Origin of the sequence: Lysinibacillus capsici (genome assembly GCF_020217405.1) — a bacterium.
Taxonomy (GTDB): Bacteria; Bacillota; Bacilli; order Bacillales_A; family Planococcaceae; genus Lysinibacillus; species Lysinibacillus capsici.
Map to the genome: position 1 here is coordinate 1,494,445 of NZ_CP084108.1, position 17,237 is coordinate 1,511,681.

The following is a 17,237-nucleotide window of genomic DNA, read 5'->3' on the forward strand; positions in this document are numbered from 1 at the left end:
TTTTGTGGAGTGGAGTGGAGGGCTACTTGACTCCCGTGGGATAACAAGACAGGCAAAACGCTAAACGGAGTGGTAGCGGAGGAAGCGATTCGGCGCTTGCCCACAGGAAAGTAAGTAGCCTGCAACGGAAATTCATTTTTACTTTTTACAAAATATGAAACCCCTTGGGAGATTTCCACAGGGCCTTTTTAATTAGTTTCTTCTTATTTAATAATGCACTACAGAAGAAACACTAGTATTTCTGTAACGGTAAGCACAAAATAACAGGTTTTCAACTAAATACACAGCCAGTTGACCGAAACTAATCGACGACTGGCTGTGCATATTGAACGGCTATTTGTAAGGGAATTTGCTCGGGATAGGACCAAAGGCAATCCAATGGTACTTAAAGAATCTGCCCATCAATAGCACGACCATCCATGGAACAAAGAGGGCAAAAATAAAGCCCCCAATGCTCCAAAGATGATACAGAATACTATTACCACTAGTACTTAATTGTCTATAAAGGAAAAGGAAAAATGGATGTAGTAGATAGATGCCAAATGATACTGTTCCTAGATTGATTAAGCCATTTACAACAGCTTGGTTCCATTTATCATAGATCCAGAAAGAAAGCTGTAATAAGACAATACAGGCTGTAAAAGATTGTAGCTGAAAAACTAATTCAAATACGTTGCTGTTCACTAAATAGGATTGGGCTGAATAAACAAAGTAATATAAATACACATTATATATAGTAGAAATTAGCCATATACACCACAGAAAAAGTGTCGTGATAGGGGAATTTTCCCTTTTTAGCTGAAGCCATCCTTTGTATTTTTCAAAATAAATTCCTAAAAATGCCCCTGCTAAAAAATATAAGAGATACGAGAAAGCGATACTCCCTCTATAGGGATACTGCCAAAACTCTGCGTTTAATAGAATAAAGACCCATTGAAGAACAAACCCAATCCAAATTAAATAAGGAGATAGGGCTGGTTTTTTCTTTAAAATATATAGGAATAATGGAAACATAAGATAGAATTGGACGATTATAAATATATAGTATAGATGGGTATATGCTTTACCTAGCAATAGTTTTTCAAGAAATTGGACACTAAATAGGGAGCGCCAAGTGTCTGCTAAATCATGTGTTCCATAAAATTGCATAGCTGCATAATAAAAAATAGAAAAAAAGAGATAAGGAATGAGTATTTGGGTCACTCTTTTTTTATAAAAATGAATGATAAGCTCCTTTGTTAAATCCTTTTGCATATAATTGTAAAATAATACAAATCCACTTAAGAAAATAAAAGCAGGGACAGCGAATTTAGGGGCGATATTGAAAAATACATAAAGTGGATATAATTTTGAGTCACTAGATAAAGCCGTTACAGGTGTACTAGTAGAATGAATAAGAAGGACAGCTAGAATAGCTAAAGCCCGTGTAATAGCTAATTCATTAATATGTGCTCGCTTCATACGATCATCTCCAAAATAGTAATTATAGTATTGAATTCCCAGAATACTGTTTACATACTGTATTGGTATGCTTGTTAGTACTAATTTAGACAAGCTTTGTTGCCTAAATTTGTCTAAAGGAAACAGGTGGGTCGTTCATGAATTACTATAAAGCGCTTATATGTCAGAGAGATGTCAACAATAAAAAAGCTACTACGCTCGCTATGCGTAGTAGCTTTATGTTGTTATTGGGACAACTAGAATTATTTTCTGGGAAATAGAATGAAGAAGGAAGCTTGATTAAACTTCTGATAATGCAACAAGGATTCTACCTCTTGCTTGACCCTTCAGTAAAATAGGTAAAACATCAGGAAGTTGTTGTAGTGTTACCTCTTGCTGAATGAAATCATTAAGGTTTGCTGGTTTGAAATCAGTCGCTAAACGATGCCAAATGTTCAATCGAATGTCCATTGGGCAATAAACAGAATCAACTCCAAGTAAATTTACGCCTCTTAAAATAAAGGGAAATACACTTGTAGGAAGCTGTGTACCTGCTGTTAAACCGCTACTTGCAACAGCCCCACCATATTGAATTTGGCTTAATAAAGAGGCAAGTGGCTCTCCACCAACAGAATCAACAGCAGCAGCCCATTTTTGTTTTCCTAATGCTCTAATCTTTCCATCATAAACCTCTTCACGATTTACGATTGTAGTAGCTCCGAGTGATTGTAAATATTCATGTTCAGATTCTTTTCCTGTGCTCGCTTCAACTTGATAACCCAGTGTTGAAAGAATAGAGACGGCAAAGCTACCTACACCACCTGTAGCCCCTGTCACAAGAATTTTTCCCTTTTCAGGATGAATACCATTTTCCTCTAACTTTTGAACAGATAATGCAGCTGTAAATCCTGCAGTACCAATTACCATAGCCTCTTTAAGGGAAAGTCCTTTTGGAAGCGGTACAATCCATTGTGCTGGGATGCGGGCATATTCACTAAAGCCACCAAAATGGGAAACACCTATTTCATAGCTAGTCGCAATGACCTCGTCCCCCATTTTGAAGCGAGGATCCTCAGAAGAAACAACAGTCCCAGCTAAATCAATGCCAGGAACAAAAGGATAAGATGTAACGATTTTACCATCAGGAATAGAGGCAAGACTATCTTTATAATTAATACCTGAATAACTAACTTTAATTAATACCTCACCCTTTGGTAGATCTTCTAAAGTTAATGTGCTCACTTTCACTGTAAATGTATCATCTTTATTGACTACTAATGCACTAAAATGTTCTGCCTTCATCGTAAAAGTCCTCCTACAATTATATTCCATTAAACAGTATCAAAATTATTCTGACCGGTCAATATAAAATTGGATTGTTGCTACTCTTCATGTATAATAACTTCTATCAAGTTATCGGAGGCTCCTATGAAAAAGAAAGAGGAAGAACGCAAAAAACAGATTATGAAAGCAGCCTTTAACGCTGTTTCACAATTAGGTTATGATAAGGTTACACTACAAGACATAGCCAATCATGCCAGTGTGTCAAAAGGGGTAGTTCACTACTACTTTACAAGCAAACAAAACATTTTATTAGAATTACTTGAATCCACTACGAACAAAATCTACAGCTATGAAATACAAGAAATAGGCAAGCATCAAACAGCTATAGACAAGCTTCATGCCTACTTAAATGCTGTATTTGTATCCCCTATAGAAAATAAAAAATTTTATAGCGTTTATTTAGATTTTTTAGCTCAGGCAAATAGTAATGAAGAGTACAAAAGAATTAACTTAAAATTTTATGAGAATTGCTGGGGAATTGGACAAGAAATTATTGAATTAGGAAAAAGAGAAGGGGTCTTTAGTTCAGACATTGATTCCTTAACCTATGCAAAAATGATGCGGGCAATGATAGACGGTTCATTAATTCAGTGGTTAACATGCGATTTAGAAGAACAACATAAATTTTATAAAGAAACCTGTTTGAATAGTATTGTGCGATTATTAAAATAGGTAATTGAACAGCCTTATTACTATTGTAGTAAGGCTTCAGACTGTAGACAAACTCAATGAATTTTGAGTTTGCCTACAGTCTTTTTTCTTTTACAATAAAATAAAGTAAAGCCGTTGATTTCCACTACGAGCGGATGCTTTCCGCGGGCGGGGTCGAGCTGCTTCCCTCGCTCCACTCAGTCCAGGATCTCGACTTTCCCGCTTTTCCCGCAGGAGTCGCCACCCTTCGTTCCAATCAACTTCTACATAAAGAATTCCTTATTCATCTATTGATAAAAAGTACACTTTCGAGGTGATCAACCATGATGACGAAAAATCAAATCAATGAACGTGAACAATTAGAAATGCTAACGATTGATCAATTAGTTCCCCAAGATCATTTAGTACGAAAACTAGACGCGGCTATTGGAAACTGGCTACTTGGACGTGGCAAGTAGCTTAAGACAGCAACTATGCTCGAAGAGTATGCTAGATTTGGTTGTATATAACCAAATCTAAAAAAGAAATAGGAAGAAAAATGACAAAAGCCTTATTACTATTGTGAACTGACCCAAAAAAGTTAGACATATTTAGTTAAGCAACTGCTAAGACCTGAGTTCGGTACTCCACCGGGCTTAGGTCTTTTAATTTTTCTTTCATTCGTTTGTGATTGTAGTAGTAAATATAGTCGTTGAGTTCCTGTTCAAAATGTGCCATGGATTCAAATTCTTGTAGATACAGGAGTTCAGATTTTAATAAGCCAAAGAAATTTTCGATGACTGCGTTGTCCAAACAATTACCCTTACGGGACATACTCTGCGTAATTCCATGTTGCTTTAATGTTTGTTGATACTTTTTCATTTGATAATGCCAACCTTGATCTGAATGAAGAATGACTTGATCACTTGATTCGAGGCGCTCCAATGCTTGTTCTAACATATTATGGACTAGTTTATACACTGGACGCTTCATTACCGTGTATGCAATGATTTCGCCATTACATAGATCAAGGACGGGTGATAAATAGCGTTTCTCACCAAATAGATGGAACTCTGTCACGTCTGTTACCCATTTCTCGTTCATTTTTTCCGCTGTAAAATCGCGTTGTAATATGTTTGGGGCAATTTTTCCGACGTTACCTTTATACGAACGATATTTCTTCATGCGGACTTCACACTTTATGCCAATGGCATTCATCAAGCAGTTAATCGTTTTTGGATCGTGATGAATACCAAATTTTTTTAGTTCTTTGGTGATCCGACGATAACCATAACGTCCCTTATGTTCATGATAAATGGACTGAATTGCGACTTTCACATCAGCGTATTTATCATGACGATTCAAACGCTTTTCCCAGTAATAATACGTACTACGTGGAATATCAGCGACTTTGATTAATTCCACTACTTCATAGATTTCCTTTAGTTCATAAATTACTTGCGCTTTGATTTGATTGGTAATTTTTCTTGCATTTGAACTAAAGTATTCAACTTTTTTAAGTACGCATTCTCCATTTCTAATTGTTTAATTCGTGCTTCTAACGCCTCAACAGATCCTTCAGCTGGTGTTGATTTCGTTGTTCTTTTTGTCTCTTTTTTCATAGATGGATGCCCCTTTTTCTTAGAAACAAGGGCATCATAACCACCAACTTCAAACTTCAACTTCCAATTCCGAATCATGCCAGGAGATGAAATATTGAATAGTGCAGCTGTGTCTCTCGAAGATGTACCTGTCTCGTTCATATAATTAAGTACATTCATTTTATAGTCAGCTGAATAGTTTGTATAGGACTTTAAGAAAGTCTCTACGCCATTTTTTTGATAACGGCGAACCCATTCACTGACAATCTGAGCTGTCACACCGATATCTTTCGCAATTTCGATCAAAGTTTCATTTCCATTTAAATATCGTTGAACTGCTTGAATACGTTGTTCAACATTTACTTTTGCCATAAAAAAACCCCCGTAAAAGTTAGATTGATGTCTAACTTTTACGGGGCAGTTCATTGTAGTAAGGCTTTTTTTGCCGTTAAAAAGAAGAATAATTGAATGATTTTGGAAAATATTTATGAACATATTGCATTTATAGATAAAATTACCGTCAAAATTTTCGGAAAAAACTATAAAAAAAGAACAGTTTTAATATTTTGTTTAGTAATTTCTTACAAAAAAACGCATTAAAAAGGGAAAAAATGTTTTGTTATGCAGTGAAATAGCGTTTATGCATTCGTTTATACAAGAAAAAATCTATGTTTTTAATAATTTAAACTGTATAAAAATTTAAAATAATGTCGAGTTGAGTCAATGTTGCAATTTCTTTATACTGTGAAAGTAATTATTGGAGAGGAGAAAACATCATGAATAAAGAAGTGACAATTATTGGGGTGCCCATGGATTTAGGTCAAACAAGAAGAGGCGTAGACATGGGACCAAGTGCTATCAGATATGCAGGGGTAACTGAACGACTTGAGAGCCTTGGTTATTTGATTTATGACGAAGGGGATTTAACTATTGACTTCGTACACGAAGATAAAGACGCAGAAGGAAAGACAAACTTAAAAAATTTAAAAACTGTCACAGAAAGTAACGAGAAGCTAGGCCAAAAAGTAGACCATGAAATTTCTTTAAACCGTTTTCCTTTAGTATTAGGTGGAGATCATAGTATTGCTATTGGAACATTAGCAGGAGTTTCCAAGCATTATGAGAATCTAGGTGTCATTTGGTATGATGCCCATGGCGATTTAAATACTGGTGAAACATCTCCTTCAGGAAATATCCATGGCATGTCTTTAGCTGTAAGCTTGGGCCTTGGACATCCAGCACTTACAAATATCGGAGGCTATGCTCCAAAGGTAAAGCCTGAAAACGTTGTTATCATTGGTGCGCGTGATTTAGATCCTGGAGAAAAAAAGCTTATTAAGGAAATTGGTATTAAAGTATACACGATGCATGAAATTGATCGTTTAGGAATGACGAAAGTAATGTCAGAAACGATTGCCTATTTAAAGGAGCGCACAGACGGTGTTCACCTATCATTAGATTTAGATGGACTGGATCCAAATGATGCACCAGGTGTAGGTACGCCAGTAGCAGGTGGTATTAGCTATCGTGAAAGTCATTTGGCTATGGAAATGCTGTCAGAAGCAAATATTATTACTTCAGCAGAATTTGTTGAGACAAACCCTGTTTTAGATCAATACAATAAAACGGCTATTGCTGCGGTAGCTTTAATCAGCTCACTATTTGGCGATACATTACTTTAAGCCATGAATAGAAGTCATTTTGTATCCCAGAAGGAAGAACTTTTCTTAAAAAATTAGGTCGCGACAACCAACTATAAGAAAGTAGCTCTCCCTATAGTAAGTTTACAATACAATTTAGCTATTCAATAGCCTTTATTTTGTCAGAAAATTGACAGTTTATAAAATATATAAAACAGTTTATCTATTAACATTTAAATTTTAGATTGTTATCTGTTTTGTACGAAAAAAAGAAAGTGCTTACACAGATAATGAATGTAAGGAGTTTTTTATGGCAGCAGAACAATATGAATTAAAAAGAAGTATGAAAGCAAGACACTTATTTATGATTTCACTTGGTGGATGTATTGGAACTGGTTTCTTTCTTGGATCAGGCTACACGATTAACCAAGCAGGACCAACTGGTGCCATCCTAGCTTACTTAGTAGGCGGAGCAGTTATGTATTTAACAATGCTATGTTTGGGTGAATTGTCTGTTGCTATGCCGGTATCAGGCTCATTCCAAACGTACACAACAAAATTTATCGGTCCTGCTACTGGTTTTGCCGTTGGATGGTTATACTGGCTAGGTTGGGCAGTAACTGTTGCTCTTGAGTTTTTAGGGGCTGGGCAACTTATGCAAAGATGGTTTCCTGATTCACCAGTATGGATGTGGTGCTTAATATTTGCTGCACTACTCTTTGTATTGAATGGTTTATCAGCTAAAGCATTTGGTGAAGCAGAATTTGTTTTCTCTAGCATAAAGATATTGGCAATTATTATGTTCCTAGCGGTTGGTGGAGCAGCTATGTTTGGGCTAATTGATATGAAAGATGGAACAAATGCCCCATTCCTTACCCATTTTTATGAGGGTGGATTATTTCCTAATGGTGTAACAGCACTGCTTATTACAATGATTACCGTGAATTTTTCATTCCAAGGTACAGAATTGATTGGTATTGCTGCTGGGGAGAGTGAAAATCCTGAAAAGACTATTCCTAAATCTATTAAGCAAACTGTTTGGCGTACGTTGTTCTTCTTCGTGTTATCCGTATTTGTACTTGCAGCTATGATACCAATGGATAAAGCAGGGGTGGTGGAAAGTCCATTTGTAGTCGTATTAGATAGCATAGGTATTCCATATGCAGCAGATATTATGAATTTTGTTATCCTAACAGCTTTATTATCTGTCGCAAATTCTGGTCTTTATGCTGCAACACGTATGCTGTTCTCACTATCTGTCGAAAAGATGGCAAGTCCTGTTTTAGGGAAAGTTAATAAAAGAGGTATCCCAATGAATGCGTTACTAATCACACTCGCTGTAGCAGGTCTATCATTACTGTCAAGTGTATTTGCTGCTAATACAGTTTTTGTGTGGCTATTATCTCTAGCAGGTTTAGGTGCGCAAATTGGTTGGATTGCGATTACAGCATCTCAAATTGCATTTAGACGCTCCTATATACGTCAAGGAGGAAAAGTAGAGGATTTAAAATTCAAAGCGCCATTGTATCCAGTGATCCCTATTTTAGGTTTATTAGCGAACTGTATTGTTATGGCAAGCTTAGCTTTTGATCCAGCTCAACGTTTAGCACTCTACTGTGGTGGAGCATTCTTCATTGGTTGTTATATCGTTTATTATTTAAAAGTGAAAAAAGTGACGAACTTAGAAATAAACCAACAAGAAGTCCAATTAAAATTAAATCAAAAAGTATATCTTTAATATCAAAGAGTAGCTACCTATATGGCTACTCTTTTCTTAATAGATAAGCAATAGCAAAGACGTATTTAACAAAGAATAGTTCCAATAATAAGAGAAAAATTTTATTGTTTTTCGATAAATAAATATTGAAATAAGATAATTTATCATTTATTCTTCATACAAGAAGCAATTTAATTATGAACAAGTTCATTTGAGGTGGATTCATGTTGAAGAATTTTATTAAAGACTTAGGAGTCTTTACGTATCATCAATCATTATCTTGTATTTTTCCCGTTGTAATATTTGCTACACTTGCACTCTCTAAAGCCATTCAAATACCTGGGGTAGGAAGATATGACTTTATTCTGGCAATCTGTCTATTGACTCAGTACTTGATGTATAAATTTGGTTTAGAAACAAAGGATGAAATAAAAGTCATTTGCTTGTTTCACATTATTGGGCTCGTGCTCGAACTATATAAAGTGAATTTCAATTCATGGTCATATCCTGAAGAGGCGTGGACAAAAATAGGGGGTGTGCCTTTATATAGCGGATTTATGTATGCGAGTGTAGCAAGTTATATTTGCCAAGCTTGGCGTAGGTTTGATTTAAAAATTGTAAGCTGGCCAAAAAGTTATGTAGCTATTCCACTTGGAGCCATTATCTACTTGAATTTTTTCACACACCATTTTATTTATGATTTTAGATGGCTGTTAATGGCACTACTATTTATTGTGTTTTATCGTACTGTTGTAAAATTTACAGTACGGAACAAAGTCTTTAAAATGCCCATCGTTGTATCGTTCTTTTTGATTGGCTTTTTCATTTGGATTGCTGAAAATATTGCAACGTTCTTTGGAGCATGGTCCTATCCGAATCAAGAGGCGTCTTGGTCGATTGTTCATTTTGGTAAAATCAGTTCATGGTTTTTACTTGTAGTCATTAGCATTATGATTGTTGCACAACTTAAATTGTTCTATCGTGATGTAGGTGAAAATTTGGAGAAGAAATCATTCAATATATGACATTCATTTATAGAACCAGAGAACTTCTAAGAAAATAGTATGGGCTTTTGATAAACTAGTATTTTTACCTTGTACCCATGTCCTTTCATTAAACTGTCCCTTTTTTAGCGTGCAATACTGCTGTAGACTCCTTTTTAGAAGAGGATAGGGGGAATGATAATGGTGACAGATATTCGAATGATAAATAGAGCTTGTACAGATGGAAAACAAATAAAACAATTTTTAGAAGGTGCACAAACTGCATTTCTTGGTTTGGTAGATCAACATATGCCATATGTTATTCCGCTAAATTATGTCTACAAAGACGGAAGTTTTTATTTCCATGGAGCCAACGAGGGAAGAAAAATAGACATTCTAACAACTAATCAGAATGCATGTATCACAATAAGTGAAAATTATGGAACAATGGTAGACCCTATTCCTGCTTTGACTGATACGGCTTATATAAGTGTAGTAGCAAATGGTTTAGTGGAATTTGTTACGGATTTAAATGAAGCTACTGCTGCTATGCAGGCAATGCTTGATAAATATGTACCAGATTATTACCAAGTACCTTTATCAAAAAAGCATATCGAAAAATATCAATCCTCTTTAGGGAGTGCAACCCTTGTTCTGAAAGTGAAACCGAGCAGTATAACTGCAAAGGAGAATAAATTAAATAAACAAATGCAATATTACGCAGGTAGAGTGGTAACACAGGATATGAGTCAAAAATCTACTGCTACAGTAAACAATCCAACAAATTAATTATCGGAAAAAATGTAAGGCTTGGGATTTTACCTAAGCCTATTTTTGATATAGTTATAGTTCATTATGAAACTATCTATGAGTTTGCTAACATCAAAAGAAGAGTTAGAAAGATGTTTTTATCTAACTACCTTAATAATAGATATAGTCAAGCGTAAGTGCTATAATGCCTGTGAAAAATCATTGGAAAACAAGTGGGGAGAAGGAGAGGGCAATACAGTTGAATATATTAGTTGTTGACGATGAAAAGGAAATTGCAGATTTAATAGAACTTTACTTAAAAAATGAAAACTATCATGTATTTAAGTTTTATACGGCTCAAGAGGCTTTAGCATGTATTGAGCATGAAAAAGTAGATTTAGCTGTTCTGGATATTATGATACCTGATATAGATGGGTTTACTATTTTACGAAAAATCCGGGAAACACTGAATTTTCCGGTGATAATGCTTACGGCAAAGGAAGAAGAAATCGATAAAATAAATGGATTTTCTCTGGGAGCAGATGATTATATAACAAAGCCATTTCGTCCATTAGAGTTGGTTGCCCGTGTAAAGGCGCAAATACGAAGATTTACTCTGTACAACCTAAGTTCGAAGCAACAGGAAGATATCATTGATTTTGCTGGCTTGGTGATTAATAAAAACACTCGACAAGTCTTTTTAAATGAAAGACCCATATCCCTTACACCTACGGAATTCGCTATTCTTTGGTATTTATGTGCGAATAGAGGGACAGTTATTAGCTCAGAGCAATTATTCCAAGAAATTTGGGGGGAAAAGTACTTTAGCAGCAATAATACGGTAATGGTTCACATTCGACATTTACGGGAAAAAATGAAGGATGCTGCGGAGAACCCAAAGTATATTAAAACGGTTTGGGGAGTGGGGTATACCATTGAAAAATGAGTTTAGCAAACTGAAAAGGAAAATGGTTTTACAAATTATTTCGATACTTGTCATCGCTAGCATCATAGGCTTTTTTATTAATTTTGCATTTATTGATGGGGTCTTACAAGCTCCCTTTGCAGATGCTTTTATTGCTTTTTGTGAAAATGTCCTGCAGCTTGATTTTTATGCTGCAAGCAATGCCTATCATGTGTTGTTTCGACAAAATAAATCGTTTTGGCTTGCGACAGGATTTATTTTATTATTATTGATTATTTTTTATATCGCCTTGTCTCGATTTACCCGATATTTTCATCAAATTAGTTCAAGTATTACCATGCTTGCAGATGAGTCAGGGAAGGAAATTGAGCTCCCAGCTGAACTCGATTTTTTGGAGAAAAAATTAAATAGCGTGAAATATAAATTAGAAAAGCGTGCAAGGGATGCGCAAGAAGCTGAGCAACGAAAGAATGATTTAGTTGTCTATTTAGCGCATGATATTAAAACACCCTTAACATCCATTATTGGCTACTTAAGTCTTTTAGATGAAGCGAGGGATATGCCTGTAGAGCAAAAAGAAAAATATGTGGCGATTACATTAGATAAATCTTATAGACTGGAACAACTAATCAATGAATTTTTTGAAATAACCAGATTTAATTTACAATCCATCATTTTAGAGAAAGATTCTATTCCTTTACATCATATGTTAATGCAAGTGGCCGACGAGTTTTATCCATTGCTCGCACCAAAGGGTCAAAAAGCCATCGTCAAATTAGATGAAGCTATTACTATCTATGCAGACGGAAATAAATTAGCAAGGGTATTTAATAATATTTTAAAAAATGCAATTGCCTACAGTGAACCAAATAGTACAATTGAAATTAGTGCGCAAAGCGAAAATAATCAGACGTTTATTTCGTTTACGAATACAGGGAAGACGATCCCTCCTGAAAAATTAAAAATGATATTTGAAAAGTTTTACCGCTTAGATAGTGCAAGGTCTACACAAACAGGAGGTGCTGGGCTTGGTTTAGCCATTTCTAATGAAATTGTACAGGCCCATGGCGGAACGATTACCGCAACTTCTAGTAATGATACAACCGTATTCACCGTGATGATTCCAACCAATTCTTAAGAAACCTTAAGAATTCACTAATAGTAAATTAAAAATAAGCTCCTTTTTTTATGGTTGAATAAAAGCATAAAGAGAAGGAGTTGTTTTTATGTTCAAGAGAAAAGGTATATTGAGTTTATTGTTCTTATTCATGTTGATATTTATTTATTTACAATTGAAAGAATCGCCAATGACTTTACGTCAGGAAATAGATCATGCATCGAAAGTAGTTCAAACAGCCAGTCAGCATATGCTCGATCTTGATATGTACAGTTCGAATGCAATTTTAGTGAATTTGGATGAAAATCAAATTGTCTTAGATAAAAAAAGTGAGGAAAAGATTTATCCTGCTTCTTTGACAAAAATGATGACGGTTCTAGTCGCAATTGAGCAGATCTCCAATTTACAAGAAGAAATTATTTTACCTAAACATATCTTTCGGGATTTATTAGAGGAAAATGCGTCAGTGGCAGGCTTTCTTCCAAATGAAAAGGTGACAGTAGAAGATTTGTTGTATGGCTCTATGTTGCCATCTGGTGCAGAGGCATCATTAGGCTTAGCTGAATATGTTGCAGGTTCAGAACGTGGATTCGTGAAACTAATGAACGAAAAGGCGCAGCAGCTAGGCATGAAAAATACGCACTTTGTAAATACAACTGGACTGCACCATTCAGATCATTATACAACTGTAAAGGATATGTCTTTACTTTTACAATATGCCTTAACAAACGATGATTTTCGAAATGTTTATACAGCAGAAAGATATTCTATAAAATCAACAAACCTTCATCCTGAAGGCATTACTTTTACCAGCCGCATGTTTCAACATATGACATCAAGTGCATTGCCAGGAGGGGAAATTTTAGGTGGAAAAACTGGCTATACAGAAGATGCAGGCTTATGTTTAGCAAGCTTAGCTCTTATAAATGGACAAGAATATGTGCTAGTGACAGTAGGAGCGGACGGTCGCCCTAGAACGGAGCAATATAATATTACCGATGCCATTTCGGTATATAGTCAATTATAACTTCATTACTAAATTGCTAGCCCCTAATAGTGTGTGATTGGAGAATATTTCATTTTCTAATCACTCATTTTTTTGTAGTTATAATAATTCTCTATAAATCAGCTTGTTGTTGGTATTGTAGAAATAAAGATGCCTCTGACAGTCGTTTAAAGAAGTAGTATCTGATTTATTGTGGAATCATTCGAATCGGAAGGTACATTAATTGATAGATAATTTATTAATTTTAATCTTCAGAAAAATGATATATAGTAAATATGATCAAATACATTCATCTTTAAGGAGGATACTATGGGGAGATTAGTTCATTTTGAAATTCATGTAAGTGATATGGAGCGGGCAAAGGATTTTTATGGGGAAGTTTTTGGATGGTCATTTCAGGACTGGAGTGAATATGCAGGAATGCCTTACTTCGGTGCTGTGACAGGTGAAGATGATGAACTTGGGATTAACGGTGCTTTAATGCAACGTCAAGGTCCTTCACCAGAAACAAACCAAGCGTTGAATGGCTTTGCTTGTACAATGGGTGTTGAAAGTTATGATGTAACGGAAGCAAAAATTCTTGAAAATGGGGGCAAAGTAGCCATGCCAAAGTACGCATTACCAGGAATGGCATGGCAAGGCTATTATATTGATACGGAAGGCAATGTATTTGGTATTCACCAGCCCGATAAAAATGCCAAATAGTAATGAAGGGGTGATATCGCTCTAAGAAGGAGGGAATCCGCTTCTAAAGAGGTGAGAGCTGCTCCAAAATTGTGAAAAACCCACTCATAAGCAGTTGAAAAACTATAAAGCAGAAAGACCTATGTTTCGAGAAAACGAGCATAGGTCTTTTTTGATCATCCGATAGGTAAATGTGGAGATTTGTAAATATGTAATGTTTTATTTTGGTAAATTTGGTATCGTTAAATGAGGTAAGTTATCAAATGATACATAGTATGCAAGGAGAAATAGCAATGAAAAAAAGAAGGCTTATGTTATTTTTATTCGCACCAATATTGATTTTAGCATCTTGTAGTATTGAGGACGAAAGTGTTACTGCTAATGAGAAAAAGTATATTTCATCGATTCAGAAAAAGGAAGTCTATGAGATTCAACAGCCTGCCAAAGTCAATATTGCTAGAGGTTCAATTATCAAAAATATGAATAATGCTTTAAATATTAATGAAATTGAAAGAGGACTCATGAATTTATCGGTGAATCATTTCTCAACAGACAAGTTTTATATGCAGCAAGGCCAATATTTAGAAGAGAAAACGATCAACCAATGGTTAAGTAGAAAGACAGAGGAAGGTATTGGGTTAAATCCAGCCATTGAAACTAGAAGTGACAATGTATTAGAGGATGAAAAAAAGTATCCTTTGATTCTCTCACATGTGTTAGAACAAAACTTTATTAATAAAGAAAATAACAAAGTAGAGGGACTATCGGTTGCCATCTCGTTAAATGAATTTTATGATATACGAGTTTCCGATGCCAATGGTTTAATTTACACAGGCCAAGTGAAAGTAGATCAAAATGATGATGATATCAACGATGTTAAAAATTACGGTAAGGAAGTAGCTAAAAGGATTCTTGAGGATATTAGAAAAAATGAAAAATATCCTAGAGTTCCTATTTATTTAACTTTATATCAAGAATCTAATATAAACGATATTATTCCAGGCATATTTTTAGCTGAAACCTTTATTCCTAAAGATGCAGATACCATAACAAAATGGTTTGATATAGATAAAAAGCATTATGTATTCCCATCAGAAGCTTTATATAGTTTGGACCAAAATATGTATAATAAATTATTAATTTTTAAAGAGGATATTCAAGGTGGATTTAAACATTTAAATCCTAAAATCATGGGAAAACTTCGTTATGAAGATGGTAAATTAACAGATATTGATCTGGAAATACATGTACCACTGGTTAACGATATTGAATTAATTGGCTTGTTACAGCTCACTAGTACAAAAATAAATACAATTTTATTTGACTATATCCCCATTACCATTCGGGTAATCGATCAGAAGCAGGATGTTGGAATTGTTCTCTGGGACCCAACGGAAAAACAAATTTTTGCATCACCTATTTGAATATTTTAAATTTCGTAACTTGTATTTATATCGACTGTAATTGAAGAACCATCATTATTATCAAATTTCATGAACCATTGACCAGCTTGGCTTGCATCCAACTCGTAAGTTGAAGTCAATGATTGTCCAGATTTAATGATCTCTCCGTCTATCCAAACCGTTCCATTAGGTGCAGTTAATATAAACCTAATAGATTGTGAGCTGTTATTTTTCACATAAATTTGAATTGTAGCAGTGCCATTACTAGGTGCTTTAAAATTAAAGCTCATCGAACCCTGACCAGTTGGAAAGGTAGAAGACGTTGTAAGAAGGGAATCATCACTTTTTTCAGCTGTGGGGGTAGAATGAGATTCCTCAGCGGAAGCACCAAGGTTCGGCGGAATAGATGATTTGTGTATAGGATCTTCTATAAAAGATGCTCCACCAATTGGAAATATTAAAAGAGTAACTATAAATAAAGAGGCAAATTTTCTCATGATTCCTCCGCTTAAATTTTATTAAATTATAACAATAATACCTTTATTTAACTTTGAAGTAAATATTATTTTGTATGCGCATTTTTCATTTGTAAAGGACCTTCAAAAACTAAAAAGCATTTCATTGCAATTTCTGCCATGAATGATTATTATGAAAATGATAATCATTTTCAATTAAAGGGGGGAGAATAGCAATGAAAAGACACCTTATTATTGGAATGCATTTAGCTGTTTACGGGAATCATGGCAAACAGGGCGCCTTGATAGACGAACATATTGCATTTGCGCAGCGTGCTGAGGTAGCGAAATTAGATTTTGTATTTAAAGCGGATTATTTAATAGCTCATCCAGAATTAATGGCTAAAATGAAAGGCACAGTTGGCTTAGACCCTAGCTTTTTAATGGCGATGGTGGCAAGAGAAACGAAACAGATTGGCTTAGTAACAACGATTTCCACATCCTTTACGCCACCTTATCTGATTGCGCGTCAATTGCAATCCTTAAATTGGATTAGCGAAGGACGAGTTGGATGGAATATCGTAACCTCTATAGATGGCGCCTATAATTTCAGCAATGAGCCCATGCCTTCTTCCGAGGAGCGTTATGCTAAAGCTGCAGAGTGTACAGGGGTGGTCAAGCAACTATGGCATAGTCATCCCTATGAAATATTAGTAATGGATGGAAATTTAGAGAAAATAAAAGAGCTTGTTAAGCCAATTGAGCATGAGGGCGAATTTTTCCATATAAGAGGTCCCCTCAATCTCCCTATGCATCCAGCAGGAGAGATTCCGCTCTTCCAAGCAGGCGCGTCGGATGTTGGGCGGCAATTTGCGGCTACTGTTTCCAATGCGATTTTTGCGGCTACACCAACTATGGAGGTGGGTATTGAGATGCGTAATGATTTGCGTCAGCAGGCTATAGAAGTAGGTCGTTCAGCTGACGATATTCGCTTATTACCTGGACTCTATTTCTTTATAGGGGATACATATGAAGAAGCACTCGAAATGCACCGACAAGCACATGCACATTTAACACTTGAGCGACGCTACAGAGCTTTAGAATCTCTGATTGATCTGGATGTTCGTCATTTGGCACTTGAAGATCAGGTAACGGTTGATATGCTGCCATCAAAAGATCAACAAGTACGTAGTAAAACACATGCAGATTTGGTACGTCGTTATATTATAAACAATGAACCAACTGTCGCAGTATTGTTAGCACGTCCAGAGGTAATTGGCTCAGCCCACCTTGTAGCAATTGGTACACCACAGGATATTGTCGATCAAATTGTTACTTTTTATGAAGAGGGTGCATTGGATGGCTTTATTGCCATACCAGGTGGACCTGCGAAATCTTTGGATTTGTTCTTTAGCAACGTTATTCCCATGTTAGTGGAGCGGGGGTTATTCAGAGCTGAATATGAAGGTAGCACATTACGTTCCCATTTAGGCTTAGATGTGCGCTCTCCCATTAATAGCTGAGAAAGGGCAAGCCATAAGC

Annotated in this window: 17 protein-coding genes; 13 read left to right on the forward strand and 4 right to left on the reverse strand. The window is 35.6% G+C overall.

All coding sequences use genetic code 11. The features are described 5' to 3' along the window. Positions 1-333: 333 nt before the first annotated feature. The gene (locus LCP48_RS07080; protein ID WP_009370768.1) at positions 334-1,461 is read right to left on the reverse strand and encodes an acyltransferase; all 1,128 of its coding nucleotides are present in this window, start codon (positions 1,459-1,461) and stop codon (positions 334-336) included. 137 nt (positions 1,462-1,598) lie between these two features. Here LCP48_RS07080 and LCP48_RS23295 point away from each other — a divergent pair, with 137 nt between their 5' ends. Further along, a complete protein-coding gene (locus tag LCP48_RS23295) occupies positions 1,599-1,721 on the forward strand; it encodes a hypothetical protein (RefSeq protein ID WP_004232439.1) in 123 nt (40 codons plus the stop codon). A 19-nt stretch (positions 1,722-1,740) separates the two neighbouring features. Here LCP48_RS23295 and LCP48_RS07085 read toward each other — a convergent pair whose 3' ends face one another. Further along, the gene (locus LCP48_RS07085) at positions 1,741-2,742 is read right to left on the reverse strand and encodes an NADPH:quinone oxidoreductase family protein (RefSeq protein WP_009370769.1); all 1,002 of its coding nucleotides are present in this window, start codon (positions 2,740-2,742) and stop codon (positions 1,741-1,743) included. Positions 2,743-2,868: 126 nt separating this feature from the next. Here LCP48_RS07085 and LCP48_RS07090 point away from each other — a divergent pair, with 126 nt between their 5' ends. After that, on the forward strand, positions 2,869-3,456 hold the full coding sequence (locus tag LCP48_RS07090) for a TetR/AcrR family transcriptional regulator (protein WP_004232442.1): 588 nt from the start codon (positions 2,869-2,871) through the stop codon (positions 3,454-3,456). Positions 3,457-3,758: 302 nt separating this feature from the next. After that, positions 3,759-3,893 (forward strand): hypothetical protein, encoded by a 135-nt coding sequence (locus LCP48_RS23300; RefSeq protein ID WP_009370770.1) that lies wholly within the window; start codon positions 3,759-3,761, stop codon positions 3,891-3,893. A gap of 136 nt (positions 3,894-4,029) precedes the next feature. Here the strand turns inward: LCP48_RS23300 and LCP48_RS07095 are convergent. Next, positions 4,030-5,387 (reverse strand): IS3 family transposase gene (locus LCP48_RS07095; protein WP_085986378.1). Its coding sequence is split into 2 segments (ribosomal slippage): positions 4,030-4,934 and positions 4,934-5,387, totalling 1,359 coding nucleotides; the frame shifts between segments, so codons are not numbered across the junction. A 404-nt stretch (positions 5,388-5,791) separates the two neighbouring features. On the opposite strand from LCP48_RS07095, the gene rocF reads away from it, so the two are divergent. The 9 genes from rocF to LCP48_RS07140 all read left to right on the forward strand — a co-directional run bounded on the left by rocF (position 5,792) and on the right by LCP48_RS07140 (position 15,261). Beyond that, positions 5,792-6,697, forward strand: a complete 906-nt coding sequence (gene rocF / locus LCP48_RS07100; protein WP_009370771.1) for an arginase — start codon at positions 5,792-5,794, stop codon at positions 6,695-6,697. Positions 6,698-6,965: 268 nt separating this feature from the next. Beyond that, positions 6,966-8,393, forward strand: coding sequence for an amino acid permease (locus tag LCP48_RS07105; RefSeq protein ID WP_225340819.1), 1,428 nt, complete (start codon positions 6,966-6,968; stop codon positions 8,391-8,393). Positions 8,394-8,596: 203 nt separating this feature from the next. Next, the gene (locus LCP48_RS07110; RefSeq protein WP_039885113.1) at positions 8,597-9,397 is read left to right on the forward strand and encodes a DUF817 domain-containing protein; all 801 of its coding nucleotides are present in this window, start codon (positions 8,597-8,599) and stop codon (positions 9,395-9,397) included. A 159-nt stretch (positions 9,398-9,556) separates the two neighbouring features. Continuing rightward, a complete protein-coding gene (locus LCP48_RS07115; protein WP_004232454.1) occupies positions 9,557-10,144 on the forward strand; it encodes a pyridoxamine 5'-phosphate oxidase family protein in 588 nt (195 codons plus the stop codon). Between the two features lie 214 nt (positions 10,145-10,358). Continuing rightward, positions 10,359-11,051, forward strand: coding sequence for a VanR-ABDEGLN family response regulator transcription factor (vanR, locus tag LCP48_RS07120; protein WP_198510736.1), 693 nt, complete (start codon positions 10,359-10,361; stop codon positions 11,049-11,051). After that, positions 10,987-12,168: a sensor histidine kinase gene (locus tag LCP48_RS07125; protein WP_225340820.1), complete on the forward strand. Its 1,182-nt coding sequence runs from the start codon at positions 10,987-10,989 to the stop codon at positions 12,166-12,168. Before vanR ends, LCP48_RS07125 begins: the two co-directional genes overlap by 65 nt. 88 nt (positions 12,169-12,256) lie before the next feature. Next, complete coding sequence (locus LCP48_RS07130; protein ID WP_225340821.1) at positions 12,257-13,174, forward strand: D-alanyl-D-alanine carboxypeptidase family protein; 918 nt, start codon at positions 12,257-12,259, stop codon at positions 13,172-13,174. A gap of 288 nt (positions 13,175-13,462) precedes the next feature. Then, entirely contained in the window at positions 13,463-13,858 is a 396-nt protein-coding gene (locus LCP48_RS07135; protein WP_004232464.1) for a VOC family protein, read from the forward strand. Positions 13,859-14,130: 272 nt separating this feature from the next. Further along, the gene (locus LCP48_RS07140) at positions 14,131-15,261 is read left to right on the forward strand and encodes a CamS family sex pheromone protein (RefSeq protein ID WP_009370775.1); all 1,131 of its coding nucleotides are present in this window, start codon (positions 14,131-14,133) and stop codon (positions 15,259-15,261) included. A gap of 5 nt (positions 15,262-15,266) precedes the next feature. On the opposite strand, the gene LCP48_RS07145 is transcribed toward LCP48_RS07140, so the two are convergent. Further along, the gene (locus tag LCP48_RS07145) at positions 15,267-15,737 is read right to left on the reverse strand and encodes a hypothetical protein (protein ID WP_004232468.1); all 471 of its coding nucleotides are present in this window, start codon (positions 15,735-15,737) and stop codon (positions 15,267-15,269) included. 188 nt (positions 15,738-15,925) lie between these two features. Here LCP48_RS07145 and LCP48_RS07150 point away from each other — a divergent pair, with 188 nt between their 5' ends. After that, the gene (locus LCP48_RS07150) at positions 15,926-17,218 is read left to right on the forward strand and encodes an NtaA/DmoA family FMN-dependent monooxygenase (protein WP_404805891.1); all 1,293 of its coding nucleotides are present in this window, start codon (positions 15,926-15,928) and stop codon (positions 17,216-17,218) included. Positions 17,219-17,237 lie beyond the last annotated feature (19 nt).